Genomic DNA, 15,517 nt, shown 5'->3' with positions numbered 1-15,517 from the left:
GACTAGAACATGATAAAGCCCCATGGCTCAACCACATTAAACAATCTTTACGTCGACAACGCACAAGATCGTAAAGACGCTCTAAAACGGGCCGAAACCCTGCCGTCTTTGTTGCTAAATTCTGCTGCAGCGGCAAACGCCGTCATGCTCGGTGCGGGCTACTTTAACCCACTCACCGGCTACATGAATTTGGAAGACGCCCTATGCGTTGCCGAAACCATGCACACCAAATCGGGTTTGTTCTGGCCCGTGCCTGTGATTAACCTAACCAATGACGCTGGCAACATCAAAGTCGGCGACGAAATTGCCTTGCGCGATCCAAACACCGCGGGCAACCCGATCATGGCCACCATGATCGTCGAGACCGTCGAGGTGGTATCGGACGAGCAGCTAGAGACAATGGCCCAGCAGATTTTCGGCACCCTAGATCCCAATCACCCCGGTGTGGCCACCTTCTTGAATTTGGGCAATACCCTGTTATCGGGTGCGATCCAAGTGTTGAGCTACAGCTATTTCAAAAGCGACTTCCCGGAGACCTTCCAAACAGCACGCGAAATTCGCGACGAAATCAAACAACGTGGCTGGGAAACCGTAGTCGCCTTCCAAACGCGTAACCCCATGCACCGTGCTCACGAAGAGCTGTGCCGCATGGCCATGGAGCGCTTAGAAGCCGATGGCTGTGTTGTTCACATGCTGCTGGGCAAATTAAAGGCAGGCGATATCCCAGCGGATGTGCGCGATGCATGTATTCGCAAAATGGTCGATGTGTATTTTCCGGCTAACAGTGTGATGGTGTCAGGTTATGGCTTCGATATGCTATACGCCGGCCCTCGTGAAGCAGTACTGCACGCAGTCTTCCGCCAGAACATGGGTGCGACTCACCTTATTGTCGGTCGTGACCATGCCGGCGTGGGCGACTACTACGGTGCCTTCGACGCACAGACTATTTTTGACGAGCAGGTGCCGCAGGGCGCTTTAGAAATCGAAATCTTCAAAGCTGATCACACCGCGTACTCAACAAAGTTGGGTCGCGTGGTCATGATGAACGAAGCAGAAGATCACTCAAAAGAAGATTTTATTCTGCTGTCGGGCACTAAGGTTCGCGAAATGCTGGGCAATGGCATTGCGCCACCACCCGAGTTCTCTCGCCCTGAGGTAGCTGAAATCCTGATCAAACACTATCAGTTAGAAGACAGCCAAGCTTAGCTATGACCCTACACAACTCTTGCGGAGCGCCAGTTCAGCCTCCGCATGGGTTGTTAGACGCAATACTACGTTCAAGTGCCTGCCAACTGCCGACCTTGATAACACCCAGTGCGTGCGACTAAATTTCCGCGGCAGATTTAAGCTGTCTGAGATCTTTTGATCGCCACCAGGCGATAAGACCGACGCCTCCGGTACACGCAGCACCCACAAGCACAGCAGGCACTGCGCCCATCCAAGCCGCGGCGGCGCCACCGCGCAAATCGCCCAGCTCATTTGATGACGCAATGAACAGTGAGTTCACTGCATTCACGCGACCGCGCAACTCATCTGGGGTAGCTAAATGCACAATGCTCGTTCGCAATATCACACTGACCATATCGGATGCGCCATAAATGAATAAGGCGAGCAAGCTCAACCAATACAACTCGGATAAACCAAAAATCACAATCGAGATCGTAAATACCGCGAGGGCCAAGAACAAAGCCCGACCAGAATGTGAACCGTGTCCAAACCTTGAAATCACCAATCCAGCAACCACAGAGCCCAAAGCAGGCATGGCTCGCATATACCCCAAGCCTTCAGGGCCCACCTGCAAAATATCCATGGCGTAAATGGGCAAAAGTACCACAACGCTTCCCATCATGATGGCAAATAAATCAACCGCCATAGAAGGAAACACCAGTGGATTACCCCAAACAAAAATGATGCCTTGAACCACGTCACGCCATTCTCGTTGCGCCTTTTTAATCATTGCTGGCTCCTCAAGTAAGCTCACGGCGATGAAAGCAACCAGCATCAACGCAACAATTATCCAGTACACTTTTACATCAAACCAAAGCAACAAATAACCGGCAACGAAAGGTCCTACAGTTGTCGCGGTTGTCCACACCGTACTGGCTACTGAGACTGCCTGCGAAAGTTCAGCCTTACTGACCAATCCTGGCAAAATCGATTGAATCGATGGCCCAACGAACGCGCGCGCACAGGAATTAATCAGAAGCAGAATATAAATCCACCCCACGTCCTGCACCCCGTCGCGCAACAGCCACGCTAATGTAGCGTAAGTCAGCATCTGAATGGCGATCGTGATTTGCAGTACGCGTCGCCTGGGCACGTTGTCAACGATCCAACCAGACACCAAAAACAAAGCCCAAATGGGTACGATTTGAGTCAATCCAATGAAGGCCAAATCCATCGGGTTGCCGGTAGCCTCGTAGATGTGCCAACCCACAGAGACGGCCAAACCAGTGACAGCTAGACTCAAAAATACCCGCAGTAACAGGTACAAAACAAAAGAGCGATTCTTGAACAAATGTGACGACGACATACTGTGGGTCTACTTCTTAGGGCAGACCATCTCCATACGAAACTGGGCCGCTACACTACGCCAGCTTTGCCAGGCGGGCAAGTTATGTCAGTGCAATAGCCCTTTCGAGAGAACGTGGGTTTTGGCAATCGAGACATAAAAGATAAACAAGTGCCGTCATTGCTGAATCCCTCGTTTTCCCATTAAGATGACCGCTATGACACAAAGATCAAGGATCCTTATGCCAACCATCGGAACCCCATTTTCATCCACAGCCACCAAGGTTCTGCTTTGCGGTTCAGGTGAACTCGGCAAAGAAGTGGTTATTGCTTTACAGCGCCTCGGCGTAGAAGTCATAGCCTGCGACCGCTACCCTAATGCACCTGCCATGCAGGTTGCTGACCGCAGTCACGTGCTCTCGATGCTTGACGGTGATGCGTTGCGAGCCGTTATCGAACAAGAACAACCCGATTACATTGTCCCTGAAATTGAGGCGATTGCGACAGACACCCTCGTAACACTTGAATCTGAGGGATTCAACGTGATCCCCACCGCCAAAGCGGCACAGCTCACCATGAATCGCGAGGGCATTCGCACTCTCGCAGCAGAAACCTTAAATTTACCGACATCAGCCTATCGTTTTGCAGACAATTACGACGATTTTCAGGCAGCGGTGGCTGCCATAGGATTTCCCTGCATTGTTAAACCGATCATGAGCTCGTCAGGTAAAGGCCAAAGCATGGTCAAGTGCGAGCAGGACATTGAACGTGCCTGGCAATACGCCCAAGAAGGAGGCCGCGCTGGAGCGGGCCGTGTCATTGTCGAGGGTTTTATCGACTTTGATTACGAGATCACGCTCCTCACAGTGCGACACATCGACGGTACCAGCTTCTGCCAGCCAATTGGGCACCGTCAGGAGGACGGTGACTACCAGGAATCTTGGCAACCTCAAGCCATGTCGGTTGTCGCGCGAGAAAAATCCGAACACATAGCAAAAACAATCACCGATGCCTTAGGCGGCCGGGGGCTGTTCGGTGTGGAATTATTTATCAAGGGTGACGACGTTTGGTTTAGCGAAGTATCACCCCGTCCGCACGATACCGGCATGGTTACGCTGATCTCTCAAGACTTATCGGAGTTTGACTTACACGCCCGCGCCCTGCTGGGACTACCCATTCCGATCATTCGTCAACGGGGCCCATCGGCGTCAGCCGTAATCTTGGTCGAGGGCGAATCCAATAAAACGGCGTTCGGCAATTTGGCCCAAGCCCTCACAGAGCCCGATACCGACCTGCGCTTGTTCGGCAAGCCCGAGGTGTCCGGCAAACGCCGCATGGGGGTAGCACTCGCACGCGGCGACTCAATCGAGCAAGCCAAAAACAAGGCCCTGACAGCGGCCAGTGCCGTCAGCGTCGAACTGTAAAAATAGCGCGCGCTGGGGTCAAATTCCCAGTGCGCTTTCGAGTTCAGAGGGAGACATCGGCGTTAAAATCACCCTTTCAAACACCTCCCACCGAGCGTCTAAGTCCTCTCCAGCTTCTTGCTCAACGTAGCGTTTAACCAAGGTTTTACCGTAGTTATACGTCACAACATACGCACGCTGGGCGTCTATAAACCGCATTCTTTGTGTTGCTGTCCCGCGTGTTTCTAAGCCAAAGTCGATAAGCCATTGCACTGCATCATCAAACGACATCCCGCCATACAAGTACTTCCGAGCAACCTCGGTTCGGGCGTAGTTTAACTCGTCAATAATATCGATGTAGTGGTAGTAGCGTTCCAAGTCTGTCTTCTCTAACCCCGCGAGTGGGAGCAAATACTGGCGCTCGAAGGCCAAGCGCTCGCTTCGTGTAAACGCCAGGTCAACCGCGTAACTCGCCGCACCCTCGTTCATTACAGCCATGGGACCAATTAACTGAATAAGCTCGTATTCTTTCCAGCCGCGCTTATTAATCACCTCTTCCTGTAACATCGAGGCATGCGCGTGGTGGCCGGGGTAACCCTCGTGGCAGCCCAGTTCAAGCGCCCGCTCGATATGAACTGGCACCTCTTGATTGAGCAAAATCTTACTGAAGCTGTTGCCTTCATACACCGTAAATCCGACCCAATGCATGCCGGTCACGAGCACCAGTTCCGCATGTTCATCCTGAGGCAGGTTCAGATAAGACTTGGTGCGGCGCCGACACTCCTCGATCGCCACACTCAAGACGTCCTTGAGTTTACTGGGGGGAATAACAAATTCATCTCGGAAACGTTCAACGCGTTGCGGCAGTGGATCATCGCCCGGAATTAAAGCGTCCAGCCGTTGAGCGAGCTCGACAAAATGTTCTTCGCTGTAGTGGGGAACGGTTACATCAAAGGTTAGCTTGGCCTCGGTTTCAAAATCGCGGGGTATCTCGCCTGACAGGATTTTCCCGCGAACTTGCATGGCGAGGACGCGACCGCGTAGGTCTTTAAAGCGTTTGCTCAGAACGGCATCGTCGGTTTGATAAACGTTCATCTCCTCGTGCAAGCGTTCTAAACTCACTAACAAGTCCGGCAAACTCACGTCATCGGCTTTTGCCTCCGTGACCAAAGCTTTATCACCCAAGAACAAATAGGCCGAGGAATCGTAATTTTGAAATCGCAACCCCAAATCAATAAATCGGTCAGCAAAATCATCAATAGTATCAGCACTCAATTGAGCGCAAAAAAAAGCGGACACAAGGCCCGCTACCAGGCCAACAGACCTGCATCGTTTAAAAAGTTGACTCAATATCATTTGGCCGCCTTCGCCTCGAGATCTTTGCGTGCTTGCACCAAGTCTCGTACTTGTGTCAGTAGTATCTTAGCATCGAACACAATTCCATCTTTGATGGTGTAATCGATTGCTTGCACGCGTTCGGTCCGCCCCAAAGCTTTGTTGTATCGATAATGGCCCGTCCCGTACAGAACCTTAAAGTTGCGCAGTGGGTTCTCCGACACAATCACCAAATCAGCCTTTTTGCCCTTTTCGATCGTGCCCGTGTCATTCAAACCCAGCAGTTGGGCACCAACACTCGTAGCCGCCTTAACGACCTCAAGAGGGTGAAAGCCAGCTTCTTGCAACATTTCCAGTTCACGAATGTAACCAAAGCCATAAGTGCCATAGATAAAGCCATTATCAGAACCTGCTGCGACTCGACCGCCTGCATTTTTGTAGTCATTAACAAAACTCATCCAATAGCGGAAGTTTTCCTGCCAATCGACTTCGTTTTGCGTGGTCCAGTCAAAATGATACGAGCCATGTGCTTTGGGATTGGGGTCAAACGCTCGCATCATGTAGGGCATGGTGTACTCATCGTGCCATTCGAGCGTTCGCGCGCGGCTGAAATCTCGGTTGGCTTCGTAAATACTGAAGGTCGGAACCAAAGTCAGATCATAGGCCATCAACTGATCAATGGTTTCCAACCATTTGTCCGAGCCGCGCTTCGCCGATTGACGCCAAAGTTTTCCGGCTTCGACAAAGCGATGCTGCTCGTTGTTGTAGTTATAATCCAAGGGGTAATGCTGGACGGTTTGCTCTTCAAACATGACTTCGGGCAAACTGTACCAATGCTCCATCGAATCGAGTCCCGCTTTGGCACTATCCAGCACTGTCCAGCGCGTTACTGCGATTTGCGAATGGTGAAACATTGCGCCAATACCCAGCTTTTTGGCCTCTGTAATAGCGGCTTCTAAAGCTTGCGGTGCGGCCCCTAAAAACTTGATCCCGTCGGCACCACGTTTTTTTACAGCACGAACCCAATCACGCGCCTTGTCAGGGTCGTTTAGTGTTTCTGGGAACACCACATAAGACTCGATGTCCGGCGAAGAAATGACACCCTCTTCCGCTAGACGCTTGTGCTCTAAAGTCCAACCCAGACCCATCAATCCGCCGGCGTCGCGTAAAGTCGTAATACCATGAGCAAGCATAAGTTTGCCCACATATTCAGAGTCAGTAAGCGCGCCACCAAAGATGTGACTGGGTGTGCCGTAATGAACATGAGAGTCGATAAAACCGGGCAACACATATTTACCAGTAGCGTCGATCACTTTGACGTCAGGCCCATACTGGTCGCCGTCGAGATGCATCGAGCTGACGCCCACCCCCGTAATATTGACAATGCGATCACCCTCGATGTGAATCGACAAAGGCCCTTGCGGCGGCGCGCCCGTACCATCAATGACCATGGCATTCGCGATGACCAAATGCTCGAATTTGCCAAGCTTTTCTTCACCACTGGGTGGAGCAATGGTTGGCGCAGGTACACCCATCGCCAAGATGCTTGAAATGATTTCTTCGCCCTCTTGTGCTGCTCCGGCAGCATAAGACAAGTGCGCCAGCATAGAGCTGGCGGCAACAAGCGAAATCAGTAGCTGTTTACCTAACTTCATTGTTATTCTCCTTCAGTGCTACTCACCGAAATTCCAGGTAGCAGTAACACCTACAGTACGCGGTGCCGCGGGTAGAGGCAACTGTGCTAGCCCTGGGTTTAGCACTGAGTTGTGCAGCAAATACTCCTCATCGGTCGCATTTTTCACCCAAGCTGCGACCTCCCACTGTGCGCCTTCCGCAACATAAGCAGCGCGCAGATTCACCACGTCATACTCAATCATTTTTGCGGCCTCTTGATTGGGAATATCCTGGTAGGCATCGTCTTTATGGCTGAAGTCGACCCGAGCATTCAGGCTGGCACCCGAGGCGAGTGGCATATCGAAAATGGCGCTTATCGAGTACGCATTTTCAGGCGCATTACGCAGCAAGTTCCCCTCATTAACCGCCAAATCATTATCGAGCTGAGTGTACTCGGTATCCAAATTTGCATAGGTTGCTGCCAGTTGCAGCATGTCAGTCACCTGCCATTGGGCTTCTAGCTCAATACCTGTAATTTCGGCTTCACCGGCATTGGCGGTCAACTGAGGCCCTGGTAAGCCATCGGGCTGCACAGTCAACACTAATACTTGAAGGTCTTCGTAGTCTGAGGTGAATATCGCACCGTTAAAGCGCATAGCTCCGTCAAGCAAGGTACCTTTTAAACCCAATTCGTAAGTCGTGACGTTTTCCTCATCAAAGGGAGTAGAGGCCGCAATGCCGGTTGGCGCCAACCCTTGAAAGCCGCCACTCTTGAAACCCGTCGATACCGAGGCATAAGCCATGACATCTTCACTGAGCTGATAATTAATGGCCGCTTTCGGCGTAAATGCACTCCAACTCTCGTCCATTTTGACATCGTAAGGCGCCAAGATAGCAAAGGCACCATCAGGTGTGCCGACGTTCGTCGCGTCTTTGGTTTCACGAGTGTATCGGGCACCTAGGGTGACATCGGCTCGATCGTTCACTGACCACTGAGCCTGAGCAAACACACCGTAACTGTTCGTTTCATTGGTTTGATCAGCACTGCCATACAAAGGTAAAGGGTTGCTTGCATTGTAGAAGTTGTTGCTAAAACCAGCGCACAAGTTACCGCATACGATATCCAAGCTCTCTAAGCGATCTACATCTTCGTTCAAGTAGTACACGCCGGTTTGTAAAAACACTGTGTCGCTTAGATCTGTTGCGTAGCGAATTTCTTGACTGAACTGTGAGCTACTTTCATCGACTGAGTTATCAAGGCTGCCAAGGCCTAAGTATTGAAAAGCCACACCAAAGGCGATGTCGGTGACTTTTGCATTCGCTTCGCGATAGGCAGTAATCGAGGTCAGCGTGCCATTACCGACGTCCCAGTCCATCTGCAAAGAGACGCCCTGACTGTCGACATCAGAGCTAGGTTCTTGAGTCAGCATGTTCTGATAGAAGCCGGGCGCGAAGCCCCCCAAACCCGCGATGGTTGCCTGCAAAAACTGATCACCCACGCTTCGACCGGGACCGGTGCGAGAATCATCGGACGCATCAACGGTGAGCAACCATTCCATCGTATCCGATGGGCGACCCAACAACTGCGCACGAATGCCTTGGCTTTCATAAGCATTAAAATCATCTAAATTAGCGACGAGTGAGTCAACGTAACCGTCTCGCTCTTTGTAGGTGAAAGACACTTTACCGAACAGTGTGTCAGACAAAGGACCCGATACTTTGCCACGAGTCGAGAAATACCCTAGATCACCAGCTGACAGTTCCACGGCGCCGCTGAATGTTTCGCTGGGCTTTTGACTCACCAAGTTGATCGCACCACCCGCTGCGTTTTTGCCGTACAAGGTACCCTGAGGCCCTCGAAGTATTTCGATTCGCTCGAGGTCGAACAGATCAAAAGCCTGACCTGCGGTACGACCTACGTAAACACCGTCTAAAAACACCACGACCGACTGGTCTTCTGCAGCACCATCAGCATTTGAACCCACACCACGAATAAATAACTGCGGCTGAGCTGGCGTAAAGGTACCCATGCTAAAACCAGGCGTACGTACAGAGATACTATTGAGGTCGCTAATGTCTGCGGTACGGATTTCTTCTGAGCTTATTGCGGTAATCGCGATCGGAACATCCTGCAAATTTTCTTCGCGGTGCTGCGCGGTAACCACAACTTCTTCTAGGGTCTGCGCTGGGGCTTCAAAGGCAATGGCTAACAGTGCTGCGGCGATCGCGGTTTTTTGTAAACGCTTTTGTGCGTGCATTCTAATAACTCCGGATTGTTATCGTCATAGTGTTTGGTCGTTAGATTTAACAACTCAAGTGGACCAAGCGCGTGAGTTGAGCCTGATTGACATAAAAACTATACGAGGAAAAAGAGGAGTTAGAATATCATTACGCGACAGACCTCATACCATTATACGACACGCTATATACCATAACGCGACAAGACCCGAGTTTGTCTGGCTAATTTCAAGCGTGGGGCATGAGCCCAAATAGTTGAAACGTGATCAATGGCAAACACAAAACGCACGCAAATTTAACTCACGGCGGCTAATTTGGACGCTTTCCAATGGTCGGGAGACAAGCCCGACTCACGTTTAAACGCTCGGGAAAAAGCGCTGGGGTTGCGGTAACCTAAAAAGCTCGACAGTTCCGCGACGGAGATCGACGAATTAATCAAATACTCTTCGGCCAAACCCTGCCGAACGCGATTGAGTAACTGTTTAAAAGTCACTCCTTCTTCGGCTAGTTGCCGCTGCAAAGCGCGTGGGTGTGCGCCCATAGTTTGACTAATGAATTCAAGCGAGCAATAGCGCGAACCCATTGCCTGCTGAATGTGATGTATAACCCGAGTGATTAAATCATCCTGGTGAGTCAGACCTTTTGATAAGTTCTCGAGCTGCGCTTTAATTAAGTGATACACCTTTGGATCCGAGGTCGGTATCGGCAGCTCGAGGGCTTTGCAGGTAAATATCAAGGCATTGAATGGTTGGTTAAAATGGACTGGGCAGCCGAAGAATGCCTCCATTCGCTGCTTGTGAGCGTGAGGCGCGTACGAAAAACTCACCTGCTGCAAGCCAATATCCCGCCCCCCGACCAAACCCGTCATGGCTTTGTAGACGACAGTAAGCGCTAAGGTCTGCAACTGAATCATGGGTTCATCGTAAGCGACCCGAGTCCGCCGGATTAAGGTCGCATAGATCTCATCACTCTCCAACTCCCACCGACTGAACTGACTGTTTAACAACGAAAATCTGAGTGCATCGTCGATAGCCTCTCGTAAAGTTGCCGCGAACTTCACTAACTGCCCAATGCGAGCAAACCGCGTTGGAGGTTGTTTTAACCCAACCAGGAATCCGAAGTGTTCGCAGTTCGATCGCTGCGCCATATCATTTAAAAAATTCACGACACAATGCAGTGGTAAAAATTGATCCGGATCTTTCAGTTGCTTGGCATCAATCTGTGCCAGGACCAACGAGGGTTCTACAGACAAACCCAACTCTTCTGCGACTTCTAGACTTCCTAACAGAATTTCTGACGACATCAGCAAAGGTTTATTTTTGTCATAGTGTGTTAAGTTTACGTCCACTATTGTCACCTAATGATATGAAGTGCGTCGTGTTATGGTATCTTAGTTTTGCTATCGAGGGTTATAGTTAAAGCCAACACCAAGAAATAGCGAGACCAACGATGAAAGCACTTATTGCATCACTCTTAGCGACCCTGACTTTGGCCGGATGTATATCTGATACGGGCATCAACCCGACTGAGAGTAGTGCATCCATAGCAAAACCTCAGACTTCCGAAGCTGTCAATGTCATTTTAGAAACAGACTTGGGCGACATGATCCTACGTGTTGATACAGACAAAGCACCCATCACATCCGCTTATTTTCTCAGAATTATCGATAACGGCTTGTACAATGGTGCAACATTCTACCGATCTGCATCTTTGGATGGCGAAGCTGGACCTCAACTTATTCAGGGTGGGATTTTACAAGGAGCCCTGACTCAAACGGGGCCCATTTCAGCGACCAACTTTCAGATTCCCACACTACCCGACGTCGAGCGCACTTCTCTTACCGGCTTGACTCATCAAACCGGAACCGTCAGTTTCGCGCGCGATTTATTGGACACTGGCGTTGTGATTCCAGAAATATTCATTTGCTTACGGGCTTGCAGCTGGGCCGATGAAGGGGCGCGTTCTGTACCCGACACACATGGATTTCCGGCTTTTGGATCGGTCTTAAAGGGCATGGATACGGTGCAAGCAATCGCCAACCAAAAAACGAATGGAGAAACCTCCATTAAATTTTTGCAGGGGCAAATACACAGCACCCCAGTCGTTATTCGCAAGGCTTATCGCGCGCCCAACTGAGGGCGCAATTTCATAGCAGCACAACGCAAAGCAGGCTGATCAAGGCAAAATTTAATCAACTAGCACGCTTCAGTAAACGGCCGAAGGCTTCTTTACCCAAGGCTTCGGTCGGCTGATCATTCTGCCACGCCAGCTTACCGCCAATCACGACTGTGGTCACAACCCCGTCAGGACGGTTCACTAACTGCTCGTGATTGAACTCCTCGCGATAGCGTCGCTGCACGCAAGCTTCACCGTCATGAGCCATGAGTTTGTCCGGATCAATTAAGATCAAATCGGCGGCGTCACCGACGTAAATCGTACCCGCTTTCACGCCAAAGATGTCCGCCGGGTCTTTGGTCAATCGTTTCACCATGTAGCTGACGTCAGCCTCACCACCCTGCGCGGCCAGTTTCAAACTGCGCAAGTTCACGTCGTAAAACGCCATATTGGTTAAATGTGCCCCGCTGTCATTAAAACCCGGCAGCAAAATCGGATCCATAATAAGCTCACGCACCCGCTTCGGGTCTCGATTCGCCGTCGTCGTGTTCCAAGTCAGATCGGTATCAAATGAGCGTAGCATTTGCAGAACCAAGTCAGCTTCATCTTGCACCCAAGCAAAATCGCCGTGGAAGGCAGCTAGTTCGTCGCCACTTAGGTTGCTTTGATCGCCAGTTCGATAGGCGAGTAATTTGTCGAGTACGACCTGAAAGCTCAAGCCCTCCCAAGACTTAACGGGGCAACGTTCGATAAACATACTGCGCAAATCGCGATCCAAGGCAAAATCTTCCGCCTTCAATATTCGACGTAACCGAGCCAAATTAAAACCGGTTTTCCCGGTCATCCACATTTTCCTGAACGCGTCGGCAAAGTCGGGGCTATTCAAGATTCTCAGACGCGCCTCACGATCTTCCAAATCCGTTTCGTTCAGCAGACGCAACTCCGGAATTTCCTCAGCCAAAGGCGTAATCGCGCCATCCGACCATACCTTGAATGGAGCGCCTAAGGCCTGCATATAAAACTTGCCTTTCACCACAGACGAGTTCATTAACTTAGCCAAGGTCACGGCGCTCTTAGATAAACGCTTGTTGTGAGCGAAATCCATGGCTGCCACAACGGTGGTTTTGAGGGCCTTACCGTGCAGACGACCACTGGTCAGTAGAAAGGTTTTCAAGGTGCCCAGAATACTGTCTTTGGGCGGCGTTGCCTGCCACAAGGCATCTTTCTCGCGCAGTACCTTTGTTAAGGCTTTTAACTCTGAATACTTTGCGAATTGAGTCGGAATGGTTTTTTCGACGTGTGGCTGTTCCGCCAAATAATGAAACGGCAATGCATCGGTTGAAAATCCAGCGTAGCCATCGTCGATAGCCTGTGCCAGGGTTTCTTGCATGGACCTCAGTTCGGCCTGCGTTGGGTCACGCGAGATACTCTCTTTAAACCCCATTGCATCAATACGGAGCATCGAGTGCGGCAGTAAAGGTACGACATTGGGTCCTAAATCTAAGCTCTCTAAATGGTCGAGGTACTCTTTTGGCGTGCTCCAATTCACCTTATCGGCACAACTGCTCAGTACGTGTTTTGGAATATTCTCAACACGCGCGTAACAACTCACGATAGGGTCGTTCTCGCCATCGCGCTGGTTTCCAAAAGCTAACCCTAAGCTGCAGTTGGCAATAACTACCGTCGTCGTACCGTGACGCGTAGACTCCGGCAGATCGGGGGCCACCTCGAGCTCTAGATCATAATGCGTGTGAATATCGAAGAGGCCCGGCATCAACCAGGAACCCGAACCGTCGATGACCGTTGTAGCATCCACCTTACCGGCCAGATTTCCTCGGGCAAGAATGACGCCATTGCCAATCGCCAAATCTTCAATAACGGCGTCATCACCGTTATTAAAAATTTTCGCTCCTGTAATCAGAATATCCGCATCAAGTCTGTCAGACATCGTTACCACCTGTTTCTTATAATCCCTGCAACTCTAGTGCAAGAACTCGAATCCCGCAACGCCTCAAAGGGGACTTTGATTATCAGAATCGTCAGAGCTCAAGTACAGGAACAGCGACTCTAGACCAATTGGCTTAGGAGGATTTTTCGTTAGCCATCCCCAAGAACTTCTGAGACGTCTATACTCCAAAGAAAAAGGAGCCAATATGAGCCAGAACCAAGAAAGTCCAACACTCTCGCCTATCGCCGCATTTGGCGTGTTGCTTGGCGTTATCGCCGTCATACTCGGCTTTTTAGCGCTGGTGGTCTTGCTCAATATTACCGAGGTATGGGCTGGCTTTTTGTTTCTGCTGTATTGGGGTGGTATCCACCATTTGGCGCTCAAGGAATACCCTGCAGCCACTACTGGTTCGTTATTTGGCCTGCTTTTGATTTATCTCGCACACAACGTGGGAACGATTCTGGGTCTTCCTGATTTAAGCCTGCCGCTATTTTTGAGCGTAATTTGCACGGTGGTGTATCTTCAAATACTGGGCAAATTCCCCTTAGTCATCAACCTCGCTGCGATGCTGTTTTTAACCGTTGGCACCATACCGCAACTTGCCGAGCTCGATATTCTCAACATTGCTAAAGCGGTCGCCTTGAGCGCGCTTTATTTTGGCCTGCTCGCCGCCATTGGCAATACGATGATGGCGCACAAAGCATCGGTCAAAGAAGCGGTGAAGTCGTAACAAGGCCAAGCGATTGGTGACGCCTCGCCATACGTCAGGCGCACATCTCACAAAGCAACCACAATCAACCTTCTGGGCAGGGTCAATCAGTTGAAAGTCTCAGGCATTCGATTTTGCCCTTCTCTTGCCACCGGTGGCAGGATTGCATACACTAACGATTATTTGTCATAAAAAGGCCAACTCTAGTGTCCAGTTCACTTCTTCATCCCGACCGACTCTTCCCAGCAAACCCTGAATTGCGAACCGTCGCGCGCGAGCTCTATCAAAGCATCAAAGATTTGCCCATCGTCAGTCCGCACGGACACACAGATCCATCATGGTTCGCCAATAACCAATGCTTCGACAACGCGGCCGACCTGTTGATCAAGCCCGATCATTACGTCTTTCGTATGCTGTATAGCCAAGGTATCGCTCTGCAAGATTTGGGGGTACCAACGGCAGATGGCTCGCCGACCAGCACCGACAACCGTGCGATATGGCGCTTGTTCGCAAAAAACTACCATCTGTTTGCGGCAACACCCTCACGCATGTGGATAGACCACGTGCTGTATCAAGTGTTTGGTTTTAGCGAGCGGTTTACCGAAGCGTCTGCCGATAAATTCTACGACGAAATTAACCGCCAACTCGCGACTGATGAATTTCGACCGCGCGCTCTACTGGATCGTTTTAACATCGAATTGATTGCAACCACAGAAGGCGCACTAGATACCCTTGAGCATCATGCCAAAATTCGGGCTGACGGATGGGGACACCGCGTAGTCACAGCCTACCGTCCTGACAACGTCGTGGATCCTGAGTTTGAAGGATTCCTAGATAACCTTAAGGTCTTTGGCGAACTCAGCGGTTGCGATATCAGCACCTGGGAAGGTTATCTGAACGCGCATAGAAATCGTCGCGCCTTCTTCAAATCGATGGGCGCCACCTCGACCGATCACGGTCACGCCAAAGCTACGACCGCGAACCTGAGCTTGGAAGACGCACAGGCTCTTTACCAAGTCGTACTCAGTGGCAAAGCAACAGCAGAACAAGCCGACACTTTCCGCGGCCAAGTGTTAACCGAAATGGCGGGCATGAGCGTCGAAGATGGCTTGGTGATGCAGTTACACCCGGGCAGCTACCGCAATCATAACCAGGTCGTGTTCGACACCTTTGGTCGCGACAAAGGCGCTGATATCCCGGAACAAACCGAATATGTGCGGGCGCTCAAGCCCCTGCTGGATAAATACGGTAACAACCCAAACTTCACGCTAATTTTATTCACACTGGATGAAACCGTATACAGCCGTGAACTTGCCCCGCTGGCAGGTCACTACCCCTGCTTGCGCCTGGGGCCACCTTGGTGGTTCCACGATAGCCCAGAGGGTATGCGTCGTTTCCGTCAACAAGCCACAGAAACCGCGGGCCTGTATAACACCGTTGGTTTTAACGACGATACTCGGGCCTTCTTATCCATTCCGGCACGTCACGACGTCGCCCGCAGAATGGACTGTGTATCGCTCGCCGAGTGGGTCGCCGACCACCGCATCACAATGGATGAAGCCCATGAGTTGGCACACGAGCTGACTTACGGTCTGGTTAAACGCGCTTATAAGCTCGACTAATGCGTATTTGGGCAACCCTACT

General features: G+C 50.9%; 11 protein-coding genes. 5 read left to right on the top strand and 6 right to left on the bottom strand.

Annotated features, from left to right (window positions below; genetic code table 11):
* The first annotated feature begins 9 nt into the window (after positions 1-9).
* A complete protein-coding gene (sat, locus tag EYZ66_RS03905) occupies positions 10-1,206 on the top strand; it encodes a sulfate adenylyltransferase (RefSeq protein ID WP_009574749.1) in 1,197 nt (398 codons plus the stop codon).
* Positions 1,207-1,324: 118 nt separating this feature from the next.
* On the opposite strand, the gene EYZ66_RS03900 is transcribed toward sat, so the two are convergent.
* The gene (locus EYZ66_RS03900; RefSeq protein WP_009574748.1) at positions 1,325-2,533 is read right to left on the bottom strand and encodes an MFS transporter; all 1,209 of its coding nucleotides are present in this window, start codon (positions 2,531-2,533) and stop codon (positions 1,325-1,327) included.
* Between the two features lie 220 nt (positions 2,534-2,753).
* On the opposite strand from EYZ66_RS03900, the gene purT reads away from it, so the two are divergent.
* Complete coding sequence (gene purT / locus EYZ66_RS03895) at positions 2,754-3,935, top strand: formate-dependent phosphoribosylglycinamide formyltransferase (RefSeq protein WP_009574747.1); 1,182 nt, start codon at positions 2,754-2,756, stop codon at positions 3,933-3,935.
* A gap of 18 nt (positions 3,936-3,953) precedes the next feature.
* Here the strand turns inward: purT and EYZ66_RS03890 are convergent, their stop codons facing one another.
* The 4 genes from EYZ66_RS03890 to EYZ66_RS03875 form a co-directional block, all read right to left on the bottom strand.
* Complete coding sequence (locus EYZ66_RS03890; protein WP_009574746.1) at positions 3,954-5,213, bottom strand: DUF885 domain-containing protein; 1,260 nt, start codon at positions 5,211-5,213, stop codon at positions 3,954-3,956.
* A 53-nt stretch (positions 5,214-5,266) separates the two neighbouring features.
* Entirely contained in the window at positions 5,267-6,904 is a 1,638-nt protein-coding gene (locus tag EYZ66_RS03885) for an amidohydrolase family protein (RefSeq protein ID WP_009574745.1), read from the bottom strand.
* 18 nt (positions 6,905-6,922) lie between these two features.
* A complete protein-coding gene (locus EYZ66_RS03880) occupies positions 6,923-9,121 on the bottom strand; it encodes a TonB-dependent receptor (RefSeq protein WP_009574744.1) in 2,199 nt (732 codons plus the stop codon).
* A gap of 275 nt (positions 9,122-9,396) precedes the next feature.
* Positions 9,397-10,449, bottom strand: coding sequence for an AraC family transcriptional regulator (locus EYZ66_RS03875; RefSeq protein WP_009574743.1), 1,053 nt, complete (start codon positions 10,447-10,449; stop codon positions 9,397-9,399).
* 101 nt (positions 10,450-10,550) lie between these two features.
* On the opposite strand from EYZ66_RS03875, the gene EYZ66_RS03870 reads away from it, so the two are divergent.
* Entirely contained in the window at positions 10,551-11,237 is a 687-nt protein-coding gene (locus tag EYZ66_RS03870) for a peptidylprolyl isomerase (protein ID WP_009574742.1), read from the top strand.
* A gap of 55 nt (positions 11,238-11,292) precedes the next feature.
* Here EYZ66_RS03870 and EYZ66_RS03865 read toward each other — a convergent pair whose 3' ends face one another.
* On the bottom strand, positions 11,293-13,164 hold the full coding sequence (locus tag EYZ66_RS03865) for an N-acyl-D-amino-acid deacylase family protein (protein ID WP_009574741.1): 1,872 nt from the start codon (positions 13,162-13,164) through the stop codon (positions 11,293-11,295).
* 205 nt (positions 13,165-13,369) lie between these two features.
* On the opposite strand from EYZ66_RS03865, the gene EYZ66_RS03860 reads away from it, so the two are divergent.
* Positions 13,370-13,894 (top strand): hypothetical protein, encoded by a 525-nt coding sequence (locus tag EYZ66_RS03860; RefSeq protein WP_009574740.1) that lies wholly within the window; start codon positions 13,370-13,372, stop codon positions 13,892-13,894.
* 185 nt (positions 13,895-14,079) lie between these two features.
* Positions 14,080-15,495, top strand: coding sequence for a glucuronate isomerase (uxaC, locus tag EYZ66_RS03855; protein ID WP_009574739.1), 1,416 nt, complete (start codon positions 14,080-14,082; stop codon positions 15,493-15,495).
* Positions 15,496-15,517 lie beyond the last annotated feature (22 nt).

The organism is Aequoribacter fuscus, assembly GCF_009910365.1.
GTDB lineage: Bacteria > Pseudomonadota > Gammaproteobacteria > Pseudomonadales > Halieaceae > Aequoribacter > Aequoribacter fuscus.
Note: the sequence above shows the minus strand (reverse complement) of the source record. Positions and strands in the feature narration are given on the sequence as shown.